Genomic DNA, 17,641 nt, shown 5'->3' with positions numbered 1-17,641 from the left:
CCAGCGAAGAGCGCGTCGTATTAAGGCTTTCAGGATTGTCGCTCAGCGGAGAAGTCTAGTAGGCTTTTGCGAAAGCCTCGGCCATATTATTTCTGGTTTTCCGACTTGGAGGTCAAGATGCGTGTTGATGCAATCTTGCTATGCATTTCGGTCATGCTCGTTTCGATACCTACCAGTGCGCAGAACCAATTGGTCTCTGATGGAAAATACTACGCGGCAGCGGCTGACGACATAACGTTTGGTCCGCTCCCATCGATTGCGGATGCTATCGCCGCGGCGGATGCAAGGTGGCCGGAAATGCAGGCGGAATGGGCTAATGGGCCTTGGCATCCGGATCGAAACTGTAGGCCAGCGGTTAGAACCGTTGAGTATTTGCCTCTCGATGGGCAGTTTGATTATGGGCCGACGGCGCACCTTGCAAGAGTTATTTATAGGAGTCCGGATGTAAGGCAGGATTACTGCTACGGTGCGAATTTCTACATTTGGACTGGTCTGACTTATGAAAATACTCTAGAGAATCTCGGAGAGCCGGAGTGTCTGGCGTCCTGTGGCAACCCAATCAATATTCCTGTCAGGAGTAAATACCAGCGGGAGGATGATATTCAGGGAAAGCCGGCATTTTCGCGGTTCTACAACAGCCATGCGAACGCACGCAGCAGTAGTATTGGAGTTAACTGGTCTCATAGCTACGGCGATAAAATTGAGGTGATAAGCCATGGCGTATCGGCGCCGGCGTATGTCCTGTTGAGCCGTGAAGACGGTGGCGGGTCGTACTTCAGGAAGATCAATGGTGTGTGGTCCAATCCTGCACGCAAAGGTGATGTGCTTGAAGATATTCTAGAGCCGGATGGAGCCCATGCGGGTTGGCGGTTTCGTGCTTTCAATTCCAGAAAGTCCAAAATTTTCGACGCTGCAGGCCGACTGACGCAAGTTCGTAATGATCTGACGGAAGAGGTTCTGAGCATTAGCTATGCCGGTGGCACTCCAGGCGACACTGGCTTCGACAGGATATCCAGCGTCATCGCTGGAGACGGTCGTGGCATTTTCTTCTCTTACAACAGTGGCGGTTATATAGAGGGCATTTCGGACGGAAACTCAGAGATCCTTGTGTATGCCCAAGACTCTTTCGGTAGATTGACTCATGTTTTGTTTCCAGCCGGTACCGGGAAGATCTATCATTACAATGAGCCTCCGCACGATTCGGCACCTACGCTGAGTACGAACTTGACTGGTATAACGGACGAGAACGGAGATAGGAGCTCGACTTACAAGTATGTGAATGATGTTCCGGTTGAGACGGTTCGCGGCACTTCTGAGGCATGGTCCGTTTCGGATTCTGGCGATGACAGCTGGAACATCACGACACCACTCGGAGCTACGGAGACGAGGCGATTCTCGAAGTTTAACGGGATATACAGATTGAACTTGCTCGTAACCCATTGTTCAGACTGTGTCTCTGATTTTAATCAGTACACCTATGATAGTGATGGGAATGTTCGTCAACAGATAAGGAATGATTTCTACACGATCTACACCTACAATGCGCGCGGATTGGAGCAACGTAGGAGGGAGAATGATGTTAACTTTGGTGATGTGCGAATTACTGAAACAGACTGGCATTCAACATTTGATCTGCCGTTGCAAGTTCGGATACTGGATTCAGTTGGAACGGTAGTTAAGACTACTGATTGGACATACAACAGCCGAGGACAGTATTTATCCCAATTAGTTGCAGATCCTGTCGCCGGTGTATCCCGATTGGTAACTACAACCTACTGTGAGCAAGCGCAAGTTGATTTAGGGCTATGTCCTCAGGTTGGTTTGATTACCTCTGTAGACGGTCCAAGGTCAGATGTGGTTGATCGAACGACTTATGTCTATCGCATGACTGACGCGATTAGCTGCGGCACATCCCAGGCAACCTGCGAGTATCGTAAAGGCGATCTTTGGAAAGTCACCAACGCCTTAGGCCAAGTCACTGAGACATTACGATATGATGGGGCAGGTCGCCCGTTGTCAGTCAAGGATGCGAATGGAGTCATTACTGACTACGAGTACCACCCGCGTGGCTGGTTGACCGCCACCAAAGTTCGCGGCCCCGCCGATGGTATCGAAACCGATGACCGCATCACCCGCGTTGAGTATTGGCCGACAGGCCTAGTCAAGAAGGTCACGCAGCCGGACGGCGCCTTTACCACCTACGCTTACGACCTGGCGCAACGGTTGACCGGTATTACCGACAATGCCGGCAACACCATCACGTACACGCTCGACAATGCGGGCAACCGTATCGCCGAGGAAACCCGTGATGCCAATGACACACTACGCCGCACGCTCTCTCGCCTCTACAACCAGCTCGGCCAGCTGTCCACACAGGCCGACGCGGACGACAACCCCACTGACTTCACCTACGACCCCAACGGTAACGTTAAGACGGTTACCGACCCGCTGGGCCGGGCGACGTCGAACGACTACGACCCGCTCAACCGCCTGATCCGTACTCTGCAGGACACGGGCGGCATCGAGGCAGAGACAACGTTCGAGTACGACGCCCTCGACCACCTGACCAAGGTGACTGACCCCAAGGGCCTGGAGACCAGTTACACCTACAACGCATTCGGCGACCTGCTGCAGCTCGACAGCCCCGACACCGGCCCCACCACCCACACCTACGACAGCGCCGGCAACCGCACCGGTCAGGTGGACGCGCGTGGCCAGGCCAGCAGCTACGCCTACGACGCGCTCAAACGCCTGACCGGCATCGGCTACGACGGCGCGGCCGACCAGAACGTCACCTACGTCTACGACACCGTTCAGCCCGACTGCGCCACCGGCGAGACCTTTGCCATCGGCCGCCTGTCGGCGATGGCCTACGCCAGCGGTAGCACGCGATACTGCTACGACCGCTTCGGGCAGATGGTTCGCAAGGTGCAGGCCACTAACGGCCAGACCTTCACTCTGCTCTACGTCTATACCAAGTCCGGCCAGCTCAGCAGCCTAACCTACCCGGATGGCTCAGCAGCGGATTACGTACGCGATGCGCAGGGCCGGGTAACGGAGGTGGGGGTGACCTCGCCGGGCGGCAGACGCGAAGTGGTGCTGACCAACGCCAGCTACGCACCCTTCGGGCCGGCCACGGGATGGGCCTACGGCAATGGCCGCACCCTCAGCCGCGCCCATGATCTCGATTACCGGCCGCAGTCAATTCTCGACAGCGCCACCGGCGGTCTGGACCTGGGCTACAGCTACGATCCGGCCGGCAACCTGACGGCCCTGCGCACCGCGGACTTGGCCGAACCATCACGGGCCACCTTCGACTACGACGCCCTGAACCGGCTGACGGCGTTCAGGGACGGCGCGGCGGGCGTGGCGATCGAGAGCTACGACTATGATGCGACGGGCAACCGCACCGGGTTCACCAATGCGGGCGGAACTCAGGCCTACGTATATCCAACTGACAGCCACCGTCTGGCGAGCGTCGGCGGTGTGCCGCGGACTTACGATGCCGCGGGCAACACAGCAACGGTCGGCATCGCGAGGGAGTTCATCTACAACGCGGCCAATCGGCTTAGCCAGGTACGGCAGGGCGGCACGATCACGATGCATTACGCCTACAGCGGCAAGGGCGAGCGTGTACGCCGATACCTAGGCACCGATGATGTGACAACCCTATACGACGAAGCCGGCAGATGGTTGGGTGACTACGACGGCGCAGGCATTCCGCTGCAGCAGGCGATCTGGCTAGACGACAACCCGGTTGGACTGCTCGTCGGAGCAACCGGCGTGAACCGCCTGCATTACGTGCAGCCGGACCATCTGGGCACGCCGAGAGCGGTGATCGATCCGATCCGGAATGTGGCGGTGTGGAACTGGGATCTGGCGAGCGAGGTGTTTGGCAACGGTCCGCCGAACCAGGATCCAGATGGTGACGGAACCTCGTTTAGACTCGACATGCGATTTCCTGGGCAGCGCTACGACTTGGCGAGCGATCTCAATTACAACTATTTCCGCGACTATGAGCCTGCGACTGGTCGATACGCCCAAAGTGATCCGATTGGGCTCGACGGCGGGATTTCAACTTTTGCATATGTGAAGCTGAATCCGATCGCGCGACGTGATCCGCTCGGTCTCCTCGATGACAGCCCTGGTGAATACTGCGATCCGATCCGCGGAATGATGTGTGGTCCAAGCCTTTACGACAAAAATTACGGATGTGGGGAGGAGTGCAAAAGCTATTGCAGATTAAAGTACACAAATATGATCGAAGATGCCGCGGGAAATTATTTAGATGATGATTCATGCTCAGTGTTAGGTCACGACACTAGCCCGCGGGAAGGTTTGTGCGAACAAATGCAGGCAACTAACTATTTTATTTATCTTCAGCATTTACGTCGCGCCATGCGGCAGTGTTTGGGTGCCTGTAAGCCATGTGATAATTGTGAATGATGAGGGGCAAGTGAAGAACATAATCATATTCTCGCTCGGCTTAGTAGTGGGTGCTACTTCTGTGTATGTGGCTTCTAAATCTGAGAGAGGTTCGTTGACATACGAAAGGTTCACGAATGAGTCTCAGAACTTAATGGTTGAGTCAATGATTGACGCATTGGCGTCGATCAGTGAAGGAGACCTTATGACGGCGCGAACTGTGCTCGCTAGCGCGGTGAATTCCCAGATTGTGACGATCAGACACATGAAATCATCCTCAGGTGAGAGAAAAGCGCGGGCGGAGGAGTGGGCGGAAGCCATGCGCATTCATAACAGTGAGCTTGGTCTTACACTGCAAAGTAGCGACACGACCAATGGCGCTCCAGCGTCAACGCTGTGAATCGAGCCTGGCGCTCGCCCAGCATCCGCTGGGATCGGATCGCGATTGGCGTCCGACGGCCCGACCGCAAGGCGCTGGGGGTCGCGCAAGCGGAATTTGCTTGCGCGGAAGGGGCCGGGCCACCGCGTGCGAGGCGTATGGGCTTGCGTGCATCATCCGTGGCGCGTGGATCCGCAGCGAGCGATTCTTCCGGCGTCACCTGCGGTCGGGCTGACAACGACATTGGAGTGGAACGCCACGGGCGCTCGTCTATACAGGATTACAATCGCGGGGAATGAGACGGCGGGATGATCGTGGCCATCGGACACTGCCGGCATCCGCCGGCGGTTGCGCCGGCTCGGCCACGATGGATGCCGCGGCTCGCGAGAACAGAGGGGCCCGGTCGGGCATCCGCCGGTGCCCCGGTCCCGCCCCGACCGTATCGGGAGCTATCGTGTGATCTCCCGCCTACCGCCGTGGGTTTGGGGAGGCGCATGGGCGATGGCTTTCATCGCCGGCATCGTCAACGTGGTCGGCATCCTGGGCCTGGATCACCAGGCGCTGACGCACCTGACCGGCAACACCACCCTGCTGAGCGCCGCGCTGGCGGATGCGGATCTCTCCCGTGCGGGGCACTTCGCCAGCGTGCTGGCCGCCTTCCTGGGCGGGGCGGTGCTGAGCGGAATGATCGTGCAGGGGGACTCGCTGGTGCTGGGCCGCCACTACGGCGTGGCGCTGGCGCTGGAGTCGGCGATGCTGTTCGGCGCCGTGATCGTGCTGTCGCGATCGGCCGCCCTCGCCCAGCTCATGGCGGCGTTCGCCTGCGGGCTGCAGAACGCAATGGCCTCCACCTACAGCGGTGCCGTCGTTCGCACCACCCACGTCTCCGGGATGTTCACGGACCTGGGCATCGGCATCGGCCACCTGCTGCGTGGCGCGCCTGCGGACCGCAAGCGCATCGCGTTGTGCGCCCTGATCATCTTCGGATTCTTCGCGGGCGGGCTGGCGGGCGCGTTCCTGTTCGACGCGATCGCCGAGCGCGCGCTGCTGGTGCCGGCCGTGCTCACGGCTGCGGTGGCCATCGGCTACGTGGCGTACGCGTCGTGGATGCGCCGGCCGTGAGGGTGCCCACCGCATGGGATCCGTCGGCTGCGGGCTTGGCGAGGCGAATCGCGGCAGGGTCGGTTGCCCGGGGTTGAGCGTCTGGTGCTGTCGCCCCCGATCGGCCCCGTCGGATGCGATGGGGAATGTGCGGATCCCGAGTGCGCGCATGCTGTTGAACAAGGCCGGGACGCACCGAAGCGTGGAGACCCCCAAACGAATGTTCGGGACTCCATTGGAGCGCGGGATCATGGAGAAAATGCGCGCGCGATCGCGGCGATCGGCGCTATCTTCATCTCCATGGAAGACGACCTGGACGACTGGTTCGCGCGCGAGATCCTCGTGCACGAAGCGGCACTGATGCGCTATCTGCTGCGGTGGTGGCCGCATCGCGACGATGCGGCCGACCTGCGCCAGGACGTATACGTGCGCGTGTACGAGGCTGCCGCGGTAGCGCGCCCACAGCATCCGAAGTCGCTGCTGTTCACGAGCGCACGCAACCTGATGACCGACCGCTGGCGCCGCAGCCGGGTCGTGCCGCTGGAGGCCTTGGGGGAAGTGGACGCGCTGCACGTCCTGACGGACGAGGTTACGCCGGACCGGCGCCTTGCTGCGCAGCGCGAATTGCGTGCGCTGGTCAGGGCGTTCGACCGCCTTCCGGCGAAGCGGCGCGAAGTGCTGTGGTTGCGCCGGGTCGAAGAGTTGCCGGTGCGGGAGATCGCCGAACGCATGGGCATCAGCCCGAAGACCGCCGAGAACCATCTCGCACTGGCTACGCGCGCCATCGCCGACATGGTGCTCGGGGGAAGCGATGTGCCGCTGCTGCCACTGCGACAGGAGTACGCATATGGCGAACACTACGGAGATTGAACGCGCCGCTTCGGAATGGCTGGCACGACGCGAGTCCGGCTGGAGCGAAGCTGACCAGGCGGCGTTTCGGTCGTGGCGGGATGCGTCCACGGCGCACCGCGTGGCCTGGATCCGCATCGAGGCGGGCTGGCAGCGCGCTGCCCGACTGAAGGCGTTGGGCGCAGGGCTGCCGACGGGCGAGGTGCCTCGGCCCGGTGCGTGGCCGGAATTGCCGGGGAGGCATGAGGACGATCCCCTGCCGATGCAGGCGGAGGACCTGCGCAGCGTCGTGTTCCGCGGGCGGGTGGCGCCGACGCGTCGGCCGTGGCGATGGCCTGCGGTGGCGGCGATCCTGTGTCTCGCGGTCGGGATCAGCGCCTGGTGGCAGTTCGGCGGTATCGAGCGGGCCACGCACGTCACTGCACTGGGCGAGACGCAGCGCGTGGTGCTGGTCGATGGCTCGGTGGTCCAGCTCAGCAGCGACAGCCGCATGGAGGTGGCCTACTCCCGCGGCAGGCGTGGCCTGACCCTGCTGCAGGGCGAGGCATTCTTCGAGGTGGCGTCGGACCCGGACCGTCCGTTCGCGGTCGACGCGGACAGCCACCGGGTGGTGGCGGTGGGGACGCAGTTCTCGGTGAGGCGCGGGGCGGCCGGCATGCGCGTGGCCGTGACCGAGGGGCGCGTGCGGCTGGAAGACAGCGCGCACGCAGGCACGCCCAAGATGCTGGTGGGGGGCATGGTGGCGGTCGTCGACGCCGCAGGCGTCCGACTGCGCCAGTCATCGGCCGACGAGTTGGACGACCTGCTGAGCTGGCGGAGGGGACTGCTCGTGTTCAATGGAACGCCGCTGTCCGAAGCGGTGGCCGAGTTCAACCGCTACAACGCCCACAAGCTGGTCGTGGCCGATCCGCGGATCGCTTCCATCCCGGTCGGGGGGAGCTTTCGCTGGACCAACACCGATGCCTTCGTGCGCGTGCTCGAGCAGGGATTTGGCCTCAGGGCCGAACGCGGCGACGGCGAGACGCGCTTGCGCGCGCAGTGAGCCCGCAACTCACGTGAGCGCGAGCGAGACCGTATGCTGGCAGGCACGGAACGTGCCGGCCGCGGGCTGTCGACGCGATGTGGCGCATCGTGCGGGGGTCTTCTTGCCGGATCGCTGCAACTTGCTTGGGGGACTTCCATCGCGCCCGCGTCCCGGGTTGTACATGGCCTCGCGGTGGGGCCTTTCCCGGGGATCACAGATCGATGCGTAAGACCAGACCGCTTCGCGCGGCCATGCTGGCCATGGCCTGTTCACTGTCGCTGGCGCTGACAGCGCAGGCCGCCGAGCCCACGCGCCTCGACATTCCTGCCGGGGACCTCGTCGCCAGTCTCCAGGCGCTCACCCGCCAGTCGGGCGCGGAGCTGGCGTATCGCGAAGACCTGCTCGCGGGTCTGCGCACCCGGGGCGTGCGCGGGACGTTGACCGCCGAGCAGGCCCTGCAGCAGTTGCTGGAGGGAAGCGGCTTCACGGCCAGGCGCGACCCGTCCGGTGCTCTGATGATCGTCCGGAGCACCGCGCCCGCGCCTGAGCCACCACCGCGGACGACCGTGCCCGCCGCTCCGGCGACGAGCTCGTCGACGGAAGCGGAGGTCCAGGAACTCCAGCAGCTGACCGTGACCGGTACGCGCATCCGCGGCGGCACCTCGCCCTCGCCGGTGATCACCATCGGCGCCGAACGCATCCAGGAGGAGGGATTTTCCGATCTCGGCCAGGTCGTACGCAGCATGTCGCAGAACTTCAGCGGCGGGCAGAACCCGGGCGTGAGCGCAGGCGCCGAAGGCGGTGGCTTCTTCAATGTGAACACCACCGGCGGATCCTCCGTGAACCTGCGCGGCATCGGGCAGGACGCGACATTGACGTTGCTCAACGGGAGGCGCATGTCCTACGGCGGCTACGCGCAATCGGTCGACATCAGCGCGATTCCGGTCGAGGCGGTGGACCGGATCGAGGCGGTCACCGATGGCGCCTCCGCCATCTACGGCTCCGATGCGGTCGGTGGCGTCGTCAACGTCCTGCTCAAGCGCGACTTCGATGGCGTGGCCGTTGGCGCGCGCTACGGGGAAGCGACCCAGGGAGGGCTGGCCACCCGCGAGTACACCCTCACCGCGGGGTCGGCCTGGGCGAGTGGTGGCCTGATCGCGACAGTGAAGAAGGCCAGCAACGATCCGATCCGCTCCGACCAGCGAGACTACGCGCAGGCAATGTACGTCCCGTCGACCCTGTATCAGGAGGCGGACCTGCGAAGTGGGCTGCTCAGCATCCACCAGTCCCTCGGCGATTCGGTCGAACTGCGCCTGGATGCGCTGAGGACCGAACGGGACATGCAGACGCGCGTGGGCTACACAACGTTCCATTTCCGGCTGCCGACCGAGACCACGACATCGCTGCTGTCCCCCGGCATCGTGTTCGCGCTGCCCGGCGACTGGCTGCTCGATGCGAGCGCATCTCTCGGCAAGGACGACACCACCCGCAACACCAACCAGATCGTCAATGCGACCGGCGCGACCTCCCGGTTCGGCTACCGCTACGGCAACGAGAGCCGCATGTACGAGATCGGTGCCGAGGGTCCGGTGTGGACGGCGCCCGGGGGCGATGCGAGAGCGGCGATCGGCGCCGGCTATCGGCACAACGACTTCCTCTACCTGTTCAACGACCGGGTGACCGCCGACGGCGATGAAGGCAGCCGCTTCGCGTACGTCGAGCTGGACATCCCGCTGGTCGGCCCCGCGCAGACGGCCAGGTGGGCGCACCGACTGTCGATGACCGCGGCCTTGCGGACCGAGGACTACGACAGCTACGGCCGCGTGACGACTCCGAAGGTCGGGCTGATCTACTCGCCGACCGCCGACTGGACGATGAAGGCGTCCTGGGGCAAATCGTTCAAGGCGCCCACGCTGTACCAGGGCTACATCGGGCAGTTCAGCTATCTCTATCCGGCCGCCACCTTCGGCGGCGCCGGTTTCGGACCGGGCGCCACCGCCTTGTACGTCAATGGCGGCAACCGCGGACTGAGCCCGGAACGGGCGCGGACGTGGATCGCTTCGATCGCGATGCACCCCGCGTCGCTTCCGGGTCTGGAAGCGGAACTGACGGCGTTCCACATCGACTACACCGATCGCATCATCCAGCCGATCACCAGCACGGGCGAGCTGTTGAGTTCCTCGACGTATGCGGATTTCATCCGCTACTTCCCAAGCGCCGCGGAACAGGCGGCCGTGATCGGGAGCACGCAGTTCGCCAACTACACGGGTGCAGACTACGACCCCGAATCGCTGGTGGCGATCATCGAGAACCGCTTCGTCAACGCCACTGTGCAGCGGGTCGAAGGGGTCGACCTGTCGGGCGCCTACCGGTTCGATGCGGGCGCCGGCCGGCTGTCGTTGCGCGGCTCTCTGAGCTGGCTGGACATCGAACAGGCATTGACCCCGACCTCGGCGGCCTTCGATGGATCGGGCGTCCTGTTCTATCCGGCCAAGGTCAACGGTCGCGTGGGCACGGTCTGGAGCCAGGGCGGCTTCACCGCGTCGCTGTTCGGAAACTACAAGAGCGGCGTGATCAATCCGGCCGACAGGACCAAAGGAGGTTCGTTCACGACCTTCGACACGACCATGCGTTTTGACACATCGCCTGTCGAGGGTCCTCTTGCAGGCCTCTCGTTCGAGTTGGCGGCCCAGAACCTTCTCGATCGTGCGCCGCCGCTCTACGCCGTGACGTCCGCAACCAATGCGCCGTACGACTCGACGAACTATACGTCCATCGGGCGATTCGTGAGCTTGTCGGTGACCAAGCGCTGGTGAAGGTGCCGCCGTGCGATGCAGCTGCCTGCTGCAGGCACGGTGCGTGGTCGCTGTCCGTCTGCTGCGTCCCTGGCGCCAGTTGCGCCGCGCGGTGCGAGCCTGGAATGCCGGATGGCGACCACCACGACCGACACAAGCCTGTCTGCGTGGAGATATCTCTTTTGAAGATGATGCGTGTACTCAATTGCTGCGCATTGCTCGGCCTGCTGCTTCCCTGCCTGGATGCGTCGTCCGCGACCATCCGCCAGCTGGTGGAAGTGGTGGACATCAACAATGTCGCGGTCTCGCCGAACGGCAGCCTGGTGGCCTTCCGAACCGAGCAGGCGACGATCGAGCGCAATACCTATCGCACCGTCTGGTACGTGCAGCCGGTCGACGGCACGACGCCCCCGCGGCGCCTGGGCGAGGGTGGCGACATGCTTCCCGACGGCGGTGGCGGGTCGCGGCCCGAGCGGGCCGCGTGGTCCCCTGACGGACGCTGGATCTACTTCCGCGCGGTCCACGATGGCAGGATCGACGTCTGGCGCGCGGCCGCGGACGGTTCGCGCACCGAGCAGTTGACGCATGAAACGGCCAACGTGCGCAGTTTCCGGCTGAGTGCTGCAGGCGACACGCTGTTCTACAGCGTGGGCGCGACGCGGCAGGCGGTCGTCGACGCGGAACTGTCGGAATACGATCGTGGCATCCGCATCGACCGGTCGGTCTTCCTCGGGCAGAATCTGTTCCGCTCGGGCTTCCACGAGGGACGGCTCGCCACCCAGCGCCTCAAGAACGACTTCGAGCTGCTGCCGCTGCTGGCGGACGCACCCGATCGCTGGCGTGCACTCGACCTCGGCACGTGGGAGACACGCGAGGTCGCGGCCGATGCCGCGCCCGCCGCTCCGCTGGCGGGAGTGGATCTGCCGGCGGTGCTGGGCGGAGTCAACGCGGTCGCGGAGAACGAGGAGAGCGGCAGGATCGCGATCCTCCGACCCACCGACGCGCCGGCGCGAAGTGCCCTGCAGGCGCCGATCGGTCTGTCGGTGTTGCCGGATCGCACGTCCCGGCGGCCGGTGCGATGCACGCATGACGCCTGCACGGGCAAGCGGATCACGGGCGTCGCCTGGCGGCCGGACAGCGACGAGGTCGTGTTCACGGTCACCGAACCGGAGGGCGAGCCTCACCAGTCGGTGTACCGGTGGAACGTCGCCGATGGCAGCGTCCGTCCCGTCGTGCACTCGCGCGGCCAGCTGGTCGGCGGGGGACGATGGGGGGTGACCGACCCGTGCGCGGTCACGACCGCCGCCATGCTCTGCGTCGCCGCAGACTCGGACGCGCCGCCGAGGCTGGAACGGGTGGACCTGGTGTCGGGGGCGAGGACGGTCCTGTTCGCGCCCAACGCGCTGCTCGCGCAGGACATGACCGCGTCGGTCGACGTGCGGTACATCACCTGGACCGACGACCAGGACCGGCGCTACACCGGGTATTTCTTTCCGGCCCCGGTCGTCGACGGCAGGCCGCCGCCGCTGTTCGTCGTGTACTACCGCTGTCGCGGCTTCCTGCGCGGAAGCGTGGGAGACGAGTGGCCGCTGCCGACGTTCCCCGGTCACGGCATCGCCGCCCTGTGCATCAACGCGGCGCCCTACGACGACGACGCCTACGTCCGCTACCAGCAGGGGCTGACCGCGGTCGAATCGGTGGTGGACGTGCTGGCCGGCCAGGGTGAGATCGATCCGGCACGCGTCGGGATGGGTGGCCTGAGCTTCGGATCCGAGGTCTCGATGTGGATGGCCCGGTATTCGGATGCGCTGGTTGCCACCTCGCAGAGCTCTCCGGCGTCGTCCCCGACCGGCAGCCTCCTCAAGAGCCTGGGCGAGGAGGCGCACGACGCCCGCATGCAGCGCTTCTGGCAGCTGGGTCCGCCGGGGGAGACGCCGGAGCGCTGGAAGCTGCTGTCGCCCACTTTCGCCATCGACGCGTTTCGCACGCCGTCGCTCGTGCAGATCCCGGAACAGGAATACATGCACGGGATCGATTACCTGGTTCCGTTGATCCGGCGGCAGCGCTTGGACCTGTACGTCTTCCCGCACGAACCGCACCAGAAGTTCCAGCCGCGCCACAAGCTCGCGGTGTACGAGCGCAACCTCGACTGGTTCCGGTTCTGGCTGCAGGGCATCGAGGACGACGATGCGCGCAAGCGCGACCAGTACGGAGTCTGGCGGTCGATGCGCGGCGCGCGCTGCGATGACGGCCGGGAATCAGGCGCGGGGCTGCCCTGGTATTGCACCGACGCATCGCCGTGACGCGCGCCGTCCGCCCGAGCCGGGCGCTGCGATGATCCATCGCAGGTGAGCCGATCGAAGCATGGACCCATGGACGAGCGAGGCCGCGGCCGGCGACCTCGCGTGTCGGCTGGGCGCATTTTTAGATCGTGCGACGGGCGCAGCGCGTGGTGCATCGGTTCCGGCATCTGGTTGCAGGGCGAAGCATCCAGGCCTGCAGGAATTCCGGGGATCGGCAACCAGTGCCAGGTCGGGAGTGGCTGGAACGGCGGCTTGCTCCCGCGAGGGACACCTCACGGTACCCATGACCGATTACGGCCGCGCCGGAGGCGTATCGTGTCGGATACGTCCCGCCGATCGAGCGTCCACCATGACCACCCCCTACCGCGCCTGGGCCGCCCCCAAAGCCGGCGCCCCGCTGGAACCCTTCGAGTACGACCCCGGCCCGCTGGGCGCCGACGAGGTCGAGATCACGGTCGAGCACTGCGGCCTCTGCCATTCCGACCTGTCGATGCTGGACAACGAATGGGGCTTCACCGCCTATCCGTTCGTGCCCGGCCACGAGGCGGTGGGACGGGTGACGGCGCTGGGCGAACACGCCCGGGGCGTGGCGCTGGGCCAGCGCGTGGGCCTGGGCTGGAACGCGCGCAGCTGCCTGCACTGCGCGGCCTGCCTGGCCGGCGACCAGCACCTGTGCCCCGAGGTGCAGGCGACCATCGCCGGGCGGCATGGCGCCTTCGCCGAGAAGGTGCGCGCGCACTGGGTGTGGGTGGCGCCGCTGCCCGACCGCTTGGACGCCGCCGAGTCCGGCCCGCTGCTGTGCGGCGGCATCACCGTGTTCGCGCCGCTGCGCGAGCTGGGCATCGCGCCCACCGCGCGGGTCGGCGTGGTCGGCATCGGCGGGCTGGGCCACATGGCGCTGAAGTTCTGCCGCGCCTGGGGCTGCGAGGTCACCGCGTTCACCACCAGCGCCTCGAAGGAAGAGGAGGCGCGCGCGTTCGGCGCGCACCGCGTGGTCACCACCGGCGATGCCGCGGCGCTGAAGCAGTTGGCCGGCACGTTCGACCTGATCATCGACACGGTGAACGCCTCGCTGGACTGGCCCGGCCTGGTCGCGGCGCTGGCGCCCAAGGGGCGGCTGCACGTGGTGGGCGTGCCGCTGGAGCCGATCGCGGTGCCGGCGTTCTCGCTGATCTCGGGGCAGAAGGCGCTGTCGGGTTCGCCCACCGGCTCGCGCGGCGCGATCGACACGATGCTCGGCTTCGCCGCCCGCCATGGCGTGGCGCCGCAGACCGAGCACTTCCCGATGAGCCGGGTCAACGACGCGCTGGACCACCTGCGCGCCGGCAAGGCCCGCTACCGGATCGTGCTGGACGCGGATTTCTGATCGCGGCTTGAGGCTTCAGTCCGCCAGCTCGCGGCTCGACACCAGCCGGCAATGCGCGCCGCCGACGTGCTGCCGTGCGGCTTCGTTGTCGTCCACCACGACCGGTCGTTTGTCGGCTTCGAGCGGTGCGAGGTCGAGCACGCCGGACGGGTCGATCACGACCACGTCGCGGCCGTCGCCGTGCAGGCGGCGGATGTTCTCGCGCAGCACGCGTTGCGCCACGTCGCTCAGCGAGTGGGTGTGGCGCAGCGACAGGATCACGGCGCGGGCCCCGGCGTAGGTGCCGATGCCGTCGTCCTGTCCGTCGCTGGTGCCGAAATCGCGTGCGAGGTGGCGGGTCAGCAGTTCGGCGCCGCCGAAGCGCACCGCACCGCGCAGTTCGTAGATCGGCACCACGTCTTCGCCGTCCTGCCGCGCGCCGCCGCCGAGGGTGGCTTCGAGGACATGCACCAGGCTGCGGCCGATCTGGCTCACGTCCATCATGTGCAGGCCCATGTCGCGCGAGAGCCGTTCGCAGACCGCGACCCCGCGCACGCTGTTGCCATGGCCGTCGAGCCGCGGCGAGAACACCGCCAGCCCCAGCTGGCCGGGCAGCGCGCCGATGATGCCGCCGGCCACGCCGCTCTTGGCGGGGATGCCCACGGTGGTGATCCAGTCGCCGGCGGCGTTGTACATGCCGCACGAAGTCATCACCGACAGCACCTGGCGCACGCTGGTGGCCGAGAAGATGCGCTCGCCGGTCTGCGGTTGCTGGCCGGCGTTGGCCAGGGTGGCCGCCATCAGCGCGAGGTCGCGCACGTTGACGTTGACCGAGCACTGGCGGATGTAGCCGGACACCGCCTCGCCGGGGTTGCAGTCGAGCATGCCGCCGGCCTTGAGCATGTAGCCCAGCCCCATGTTGCGGTTGCCGTCGCGCAGTTCCGCCTCGTAGACGGCCTCGTCCACCGACAGCGGGCGGCCCGCCAGGCGCGACATCACGTCGACGAAGCGGGCGACGCGGGCCTCGCGGCTGGCGCCAGGAGTGGCGACCAGCGCGTGCGTGGCGATCGCGCCGGCGTTGATCATCGGATTCATCGGCCGATGGCTGCCGGCCTCCAGCGACAGTTCATTGAAGGCGTTGCCGGACGGTTCCACGCCGACGCGTTCGAGCACACGGTCCAGGCCGTTGTCCTCGATCGCAAGCGCGTAGGCGAAGGGCTTGGAGATCGACTGGATCGAGAACTCCACGTCGTGGTCGCCGACGGCATAGACCTCGCCATCCACGGTGGCCAGCGCCACGGCCAGCCGCGACACGTCGGCGCGGGCCAGCATGTCGATGTAGTCCGCGGGCGCCCCGTCTTCGATGCCGCGCACCGCGTCCAGCACGTCGGCCAGGTAGTCGGGGATCGGTGACTTCATTCGAATCCGGCGGGCAGGGGGAAGGCCATGGTAACCGCGCCATCGGTGCCGCCTGTCCGTATGGGCAACGCGAATTCGAAAGGGGTCACTTCCCAGGGGTCGTTCGAAGTCGAGGAGGCAGGTGCGTTTCGCACTTGGCACCCGGCGGGACACGACACCAGCCAGCATAGGCCGGACAAGCGAAGCGCATCTGGGACCGGATGCCTTCCGCCTTCAATTGCCGCAAACTTCGCCGCTTCGCCCCCAAGCGGTTCGCCATGACCAACGGCCTGTCCTTCCGCCACCCCCTCGTGTTCTGGTTCGGCTGCGCGCTGCTGGTGGGCGGGGTGTTCGCGCACGCGCCGATGTTCATGATGGGGCAGCACACGCACTGGCAGATGGTGGGCATGCCGATGACCACGGAGATGTGGCTGGGCATGGCGGCGATCCCCGTCGGGCTGGCGCTGTCGGCCTTCGGGATGCTGCCGCGGCTGCCCGGTGGCGCCGCCGCGGCGCCGGGCGCGCACCTGCATTTCCACGTCGCCGATGGCGTGCCGCTCAACCGGGCCCACGCCACGCTCGTGATCGTGCTGATCGTGGCGCTGGCGGTGGACGTGATGAAGCCGGCGACGCTCGGTTTCGTGATGCCCGGCATGCGCGCCGAATACGACATCGGCACCTCGCGCGCGAGCCTGCTGGCGCTGTTCGCGCTCACCGGCACCACCGTCGGCTCGATCGTGTGGGGCCGCATCGCGGACATCGCCGGCCGGCGCGCGGCGATCCTGCTGTCGGCGCTGATGTTCATGGGCACCGCGATCTGCGGCGCGATGCCGACGTTCGAGTGGAACCTGGCGATGTGCTTCCTGATGGGCGCCTCCGCCGGCGGCCTGCTGCCGATCACCTTCACCCTGATGGCCGAGACCGTGCCGGCCGCGCACCGCGGCTGGCTGCTGGTGGCGCTGGGCGGCATCGGCACCTCGGCCGGCTACCTGCTGGCCGCGGGCGCGGCGGCGTGGCTGGAGCCGATGTTCAGCTGGCGCGTGCTGTGGCTGCTGGGGCTGCCCACCGGCGCGGTGATCATCGTGCTCAACCGCTGGATTCCCGAATCGCCGCGGTTCCTGTCCAACGCCGGCCTGGACGAGGCGGCGCGCGCGGTGCTGCGGCGGTTCGCGGGCCAGCGGCGCGACGCGGTGGAAGTGGACGATGCCGCGCATCCCGGCGCGCCGGTGATCGAGGAATCGCACCCGGTCAGCGGCCTGCGCGCGCTGATGCACGGGCGCCATCGGCCGATCACCTCGGGCCTGCTGGTGTGCGGCGTGGCCTGGGGGCTGGCCAACTTCGGCTTCCTGCTGTGGCTGCCGACCAACCTGGTGGAGCTGGGCGTGGACGCGGCGGGCGCGAGCGCGGTGCTGGCGCGTTCGGCGCTGCTGGCGCTGCCCGGCATCGCGGTGGTGATCTGGCTCTACCACCGCTGGAGCAGCGTGCGCGCGCTGGTGCTGTTCATCGCGGCCACCACGCTCTCGCTGCTGGCGTTCGCGGCCATGGGCTTTGCCGAAGTGCGCGCGCCCGGCGCGGTGGTCGCGGCGACGGTGTCGCTGCTGGTGAGCGTGAGCGGCGTGATCGCGATGCTGATCCCGTACGCGGCGGAGATCTATCCGGTACGCCTGCGCGGCACCGGCTCGGGCGTGGTCGCGGCGAGCTCAAAGGCCGGCGGCATCCTGGGCGCGGGGCTGGGCGTGGTCGGGTTCTTCGACCACTTCGCGTGGTCGGCGCTGCTGACCGCGCTGCCGATGGCGGTCTCGGGATGGATGCTGCTGCGCCACGGCATCGAGACGCGCGGGCGGCGGCTGGAAGAAATCGAAACGGCGCTGGCCGGGCCCCGGGCGCACTAGGCGGGCGCCGCGAGGCGCGCGCCCCGCGGCCAGCGGCAAAGGCGCGATTCGGTTCCAACGCGTCCGTGAGAGGGCGGCATTGCCGACGCCGTTCGCAGCATGGCGGGGGCGCCCTGTCGAAGTCCGATGC

At 65.8% G+C, this 17,641-nt stretch carries 9 protein-coding genes; 8 read left to right on the top strand and 1 reads right to left on the bottom strand.

The window, feature by feature from the left end:
• The first annotated feature begins 117 nt into the window (after positions 1-117).
• The 7 genes from ACQYVW_RS06685 to ahr all read left to right on the top strand — a co-directional run bounded on the left by ACQYVW_RS06685 (position 118) and on the right by ahr (position 14,242).
• Entirely contained in the window at positions 118-4,446 is a 4,329-nt protein-coding gene (locus ACQYVW_RS06685) for an RHS repeat-associated core domain-containing protein (RefSeq protein WP_434946434.1), read from the top strand.
• 859 nt (positions 4,447-5,305) lie between these two features.
• Positions 5,306-5,926 carry a YoaK family protein gene (locus ACQYVW_RS06680; protein WP_434946433.1) on the top strand — a complete coding sequence of 207 codons (621 nt, stop codon included), beginning with the start codon at positions 5,306-5,308 and terminating at the stop codon, positions 5,924-5,926.
• 279 nt (positions 5,927-6,205) lie between these two features.
• The gene (locus ACQYVW_RS06675) at positions 6,206-6,775 is read left to right on the top strand and encodes an RNA polymerase sigma factor (protein WP_434946432.1); all 570 of its coding nucleotides are present in this window, start codon (positions 6,206-6,208) and stop codon (positions 6,773-6,775) included.
• Positions 6,717-7,796 (top strand): FecR family protein, encoded by a 1,080-nt coding sequence (locus tag ACQYVW_RS06670; protein ID WP_434946431.1) that lies wholly within the window; start codon positions 6,717-6,719, stop codon positions 7,794-7,796. Before ACQYVW_RS06675 ends, ACQYVW_RS06670 begins: the two co-directional genes overlap by 59 nt.
• Positions 7,797-7,921: 125 nt before the next feature.
• The gene (locus ACQYVW_RS06665) at positions 7,922-10,594 is read left to right on the top strand and encodes a TonB-dependent receptor domain-containing protein (RefSeq protein WP_434946430.1); all 2,673 of its coding nucleotides are present in this window, start codon (positions 7,922-7,924) and stop codon (positions 10,592-10,594) included.
• Positions 10,595-10,761: 167 nt separating this feature from the next.
• Entirely contained in the window at positions 10,762-12,876 is a 2,115-nt protein-coding gene (locus ACQYVW_RS06660; protein WP_434946859.1) for an Atxe2 family lasso peptide isopeptidase, read from the top strand.
• Between the two features lie 349 nt (positions 12,877-13,225).
• On the top strand, positions 13,226-14,242 hold the full coding sequence (ahr, locus tag ACQYVW_RS06655) for an NADPH-dependent aldehyde reductase Ahr (RefSeq protein WP_434946429.1): 1,017 nt from the start codon (positions 13,226-13,228) through the stop codon (positions 14,240-14,242).
• Positions 14,243-14,257: 15 nt separating this feature from the next.
• On the opposite strand, the gene ACQYVW_RS06650 is transcribed toward ahr, so the two are convergent.
• A complete protein-coding gene (locus ACQYVW_RS06650) occupies positions 14,258-15,640 on the bottom strand; it encodes a glutaminase (RefSeq protein ID WP_434946428.1) in 1,383 nt (460 codons plus the stop codon).
• A gap of 257 nt (positions 15,641-15,897) precedes the next feature.
• On the opposite strand from ACQYVW_RS06650, the gene ACQYVW_RS06645 reads away from it, so the two are divergent.
• Entirely contained in the window at positions 15,898-17,511 is a 1,614-nt protein-coding gene (locus tag ACQYVW_RS06645) for an MFS transporter (RefSeq protein ID WP_434946427.1), read from the top strand.
• Positions 17,512-17,641: the final 130 nt, after the last annotated feature.

It is taken from the genome of Luteimonas campi (assembly GCF_051162505.1).
GTDB lineage: Bacteria > Pseudomonadota > Gammaproteobacteria > Xanthomonadales > Xanthomonadaceae > Luteimonas.
The sequence above is the reverse complement of the archived record's forward strand: the minus strand, read 5'-3'. Positions and strand labels throughout refer to the sequence as shown.

What these genes read in the sequence shown, in the direction of transcription:
- ACQYVW_RS06685 (WP_434946434.1), top strand. Translation starts at nt 118, where the DNA reads ATGCGTGTTGATGCAATCTTGCTATGCATTTCGGTCATGCTCGTTTCG.
- ACQYVW_RS06680 (WP_434946433.1), top strand. Translation starts at nt 5,306, where the DNA reads ATGGCTTTCATCGCCGGCATCGTCAACGTGGTCGGCATCCTGGGCCTG.
- ACQYVW_RS06675 (WP_434946432.1), top strand. Translation starts at nt 6,206, where the DNA reads ATGGAAGACGACCTGGACGACTGGTTCGCGCGCGAGATCCTCGTGCAC.
- ACQYVW_RS06670 (WP_434946431.1), top strand. Translation starts at nt 6,717, where the DNA reads ATGTGCCGCTGCTGCCACTGCGACAGGAGTACGCATATGGCGAACACT.
- ACQYVW_RS06660 (WP_434946859.1), top strand. Translation starts at nt 10,762, where the DNA reads ATGATGCGTGTACTCAATTGCTGCGCATTGCTCGGCCTGCTGCTTCCC.
- ahr (WP_434946429.1), top strand. Translation starts at nt 13,226, where the DNA reads ATGACCACCCCCTACCGCGCCTGGGCCGCCCCCAAAGCCGGCGCCCCG.
- ACQYVW_RS06650 (WP_434946428.1), bottom strand. Translation starts at nt 15,640, where the DNA reads ATGAAGTCACCGATCCCCGACTACCTGGCCGACGTGCTGGACGCGGTG.
- ACQYVW_RS06645 (WP_434946427.1), top strand. Translation starts at nt 15,898, where the DNA reads ATGACCAACGGCCTGTCCTTCCGCCACCCCCTCGTGTTCTGGTTCGGC.